This is a genomic window from Wolbachia pipientis (genome assembly GCF_023661085.1).
In the GTDB taxonomy this organism is placed as follows: Bacteria; Pseudomonadota; Alphaproteobacteria; order Rickettsiales; family Anaplasmataceae; genus Wolbachia.
This window is the reverse complement of the sequence record NZ_JAHDJT010000139.1, coordinates 1-3,063: the sequence shown is the minus strand read 5'-3', so window position 1 is coordinate 3,063 and position 3,063 is coordinate 1. Positions and strand designations below refer to the sequence as shown.

Annotated in this window: 3 protein-coding genes; 2 read left to right on the top strand and 1 reads right to left on the bottom strand. The window is 36.1% G+C overall.

The genetic code is table 11. The annotated features are described in order from the left end of the window. Positions 1-444 precede the first annotated feature (444 nt). Positions 445-1,461, top strand: a complete 1,017-nt coding sequence (locus DM84_RS05575; RefSeq protein WP_284706153.1) for a DNA-methyltransferase — start codon at positions 445-447, stop codon at positions 1,459-1,461. Positions 1,462-1,515: 54 nt separating this feature from the next. Beyond that, on the top strand, positions 1,516-2,196 hold the full coding sequence (locus tag DM84_RS05570; protein ID WP_250778980.1) for a hypothetical protein: 681 nt from the start codon (positions 1,516-1,518) through the stop codon (positions 2,194-2,196). 139 nt (positions 2,197-2,335) lie between these two features. On the opposite strand, the gene DM84_RS05565 is transcribed toward DM84_RS05570, so the two are convergent. Further along, on the bottom strand, positions 2,336-3,063 hold a 728-nt coding region (locus tag DM84_RS05565), incomplete at its 5' end, for a hypothetical protein (protein WP_250778978.1).

Below are 3,063 nucleotides of genomic sequence, written 5' to 3'. Positions count from 1 at the left end.
AAATCCGGCGTTGGGTGATGTCTTAAACGACTTATAAGCGCGTTTCAGCTTGTATGGGTAAGAACCCGAAGTTTTAAAAAGACATGCAGTGCACATAGCGCGAAAAATTAAACAGTAGTACGCCAAATACAAGTTCTCTGATTCCTGTTCTAATGTTGAACAAAATATCTTAGAGTTTAAAAGAACAATTCCTAGAAAATTTCTGCATCCCAAAAAAGGTAAATCGTGCTGTGCTGCTTAAATAAGCCGATGTAAAAGGTAAGCTAAATTCTTATAGGGAAAATATTTCGAGCAGCAAGGTACCTTATGATTAAAAGGGAGTACCAAACTTATGGGGTAGGCAACTGAACCGGTTTGTTATTTCCAACTACTTAATGGGTACCTAAATTTAAGTAGCAGGTGCCTTAAAACTACCAATCAATTCAGTAAAATTCAAGAATTCCAATGGTACACATATTGGAAAACTTTAAATTTAGTAATAAACCCACATATACTACAGATATGGGAGCTGCATACTGTGGAGACTCTCGTAACCTATTGTCGCAATTACCAGATAATAGCTTGGATCTCGTAATAACCAGTCCACCGTTTGCTTTGCAAAGAAAAAAAGAATACGGAAATGAATCCCAAGCGGAATATGTTGCATGGCTTAGTCAATTTGCAAAATTAGTACATAGCAAACTCAAAGATACTGGCAGTTTTGTACTTGATCTAGGTGGGGCTTATGAAAAAGGCGTGCTATCGAGAAGTTTATATAATTTTAGAGTGCTTATGCATTTCTGCGACGATATAGGCTTTTTCCTTGCAGAAGATTTCTATTGGTATAATCCTTCTAAATTACCAAGTCCAATTGAATGGGTAAATAAGAGAAAAATCAGAGTAAAAGATTCTGTGAATACAGTATGGTGGTTCAGCAAGACCGAGTGGCCTAAAGCAGATGTCACAAAAGTGCTAGTGGAATACAGTTGCCGCATGAAAAAACTTATCGAGAACCTAAAGGCTTATTATACTCCAAAAGAACGACCATCAGGACATAATATTGGTAGTAGCTTTAGTAAAGATAATGGAGGAGCTGTTCCATCAAATCTTTTGCAAATTCCCAATTCAGAATCTAACAGCCAGTATTTTGCTGCATGTAAGCAACTAGGTGTAAAAGAGCATCCAGCTAGATTCCCAGCTAAATTACCTCAATTTTTTATTAGGTTTCTAACACAACCGGGAGATATTATTTTAGATATTTTTGCTGGTTCTAACACAACGAGTTTTGTATGCGAGCAAGAAGACCGTTACTGGCTGGCATTTGAAGAAAATAGAGAATACCTTGCCGCATCTGCTTTCAGGTTCTTAAAAAAAGAATGCTCAAAGGAAGAGTTAGAAATTATTTATCAACGCATTGTCCATGGTGAAGAGCAAGTATTAAAGTCTAAGCAGTCTATCTTAAGTTCACTCAGCAGTCACTAGTAATTTAGAAGCAGACTTACAAAAAAGACATCTCAAACAGCAAGATACCTTCAATTGAAGGAAAGCACCAAACTAGGCAACTGGACCGGTTTGCTATTTCAACTACCACAACACATTTTAAAGGAGAAACATCATGATAACACCGAAAAAATAGTAAAAGCTATTACTAAAAAGTTCAAAAATCGGAAGGGTACCACTGCTTCAAAAGAGCCGAACGCCTCCAGCAGTAAGGACTTTTTAGAGGAGATCGAAAAACCTTCAGAAAGTATTCTTAATGTAGAAACAACCATAGAACAGCAAATTCTACCTTCGACTGTTGCAACAGAAACTGCTACCATAGCTGAATCATGCGACAATAGCAATATAACAGCAATAGAAGATCAAAATACTCCTATAGTTGACAATGTCGAAGAAACTACTGTGCAAGAGCCAAACACCTCTGACAGCCTCTCTTTAGCCGAAATAAAGCCATGTAATGCTGCAAAAGAAAAACCATCAACAAAAACAACGCAGCAAAGACAAGCAATCCTAGCTGGTTTCATTGGTACGGCATTATTAGCGGCTAGTGTTGCGTTGTATATCCTGGAAATGCACGTTGTAGCGGTAATTGGCGGAATAGTTGGGTTGATTTGTATAGGTTTTGCCCTGTATAATGCTATAAAGCCAAATACCAAATTCGAAAAAGTAGAAGAGGTGGAACAACTTACCGCTCAGCCTTGTTTGAATCCAATGTAACAGAGTATATCCAAAAAATCATAAGATTCAAGCAAGATAACATACTCAGAAAGATCATTAAATTTTTAACCATGTATTACTTACTCTCACCTACGTCATTCATAGGCAGATATGCAAAAAACTTGCCAGATTAACAATTTTATAAATTGCTACTGCCGCTATAGCCAGAATGAAACGAATGAACACGTGATATTGGTGGTACATCATCTAACTCACAACTTGGGCCTGGCTGACCACACACTTGGGTTGCAGGTTGTTGTTGGCTACAGTTGGGTTGACATTGTTGTTCATCATTAATACCTTTATGCACTTTTTCATTTAACATTTCGTCCATTTGTGCGATGTTTGCTTCTTTGCGTTCTAAACGTCTTGCTAAAAACCCTGAAGCTAGTTGATAAAACTCTGAATTTTGCTTGTGGATTTGTTTATGTATTTCTAAGTTTTCTTTATGCAGTTCCAAATCTGTCTTGAAAAATTGCTCGTGATATTGACCCAGATTTTTACAAAATTCGTCACATAAACCCTTCATTGTTTTAAAAAACTCCATTTGCATTTCTGTAATTTTCTCATAAAAATCCTTTTCAGGTTGGAATTCCTTTTCTATATAGCTTGAATATGAATTAATTACTTGAATTAACAATGCTAATGCGCATTCTTTGTTCAATGAGTTAATATGCAAAAACTCAGCAGCTAACTTTCCATTTTCCTCATTTCCATAACAATAATATGTTAAAAGGTAATGAGCAAGCTTGTGTAACAATGAGAGGTTATTTAAACTTTTAACCTCTTCGTTATCAGCTGTAGTTTTATATATTTTATCGCTTATCAAATAATGAACAATTCGAATCTCTTTACCAGTCTTTTTCC

What these genes read in the sequence shown, in the direction of transcription:
- DM84_RS05575 (WP_284706153.1), top strand. Translation starts at nt 445, where the DNA reads ATGGTACACATATTGGAAAACTTTAAATTTAGTAATAAACCCACATAT.